Source organism: Jatrophihabitans lederbergiae (genome assembly GCF_031845305.1).
GTDB classification, from domain to species: Bacteria; Actinomycetota; Actinomycetes; order Mycobacteriales; family Jatrophihabitantaceae; genus Jatrophihabitans_A; species Jatrophihabitans_A lederbergiae.
Map to the genome: position 1 here is coordinate 1 of NZ_JAVREH010000237.1, position 373 is coordinate 373.

Sequence of the window (373 nt, forward strand, 5' to 3'; positions counted from 1 at the left end):
GACGGTGGTTGCGGACCGATGCGTGGGACACCGGCTTCGTCGACCTCGCCGGGACCCAGGGACTGCTCGGGCAGGTCGAGGGCCGCACCAGCGCCTGCGTAGTGGACTGGTTGCAGCAGCGCACGCCAGAGTTCCGGCCCGGGATCCGGTTCGTCGCGATCGACCGGCCGCGGTCTACGCCGCCGCGGTCCGAACGCCCGGTCTGCTGCCGAACGCGACGCTGGTCGTTGATCACTTTTATGTCGACGCCTTGGCCAACGCGGCTGTGACCGCCGTCCGCCGCCGGGTGATCTGGGACCAAGAAGGCCGCCGAGGCCGCAAGGCAGACCCGGCGTGGGCCAACCGGCGCAGGCTGCTCACCGGCCGGCAGCGG

2 pseudogenes are annotated in these 373 nt (G+C 71.8%); both read left to right on the forward strand.

Features of this window, described 5'->3' with window-relative positions:
* A pseudogene (locus RM423_RS25115) lies at positions 1–269 on the forward strand (hypothetical protein); the annotation flags it as partial.
* Positions 221–373: pseudogene (locus RM423_RS26180) on the forward strand (ISL3 family transposase); the annotation flags it as partial. The pseudogenes RM423_RS25115 and RM423_RS26180, both read left to right, overlap by 49 nt.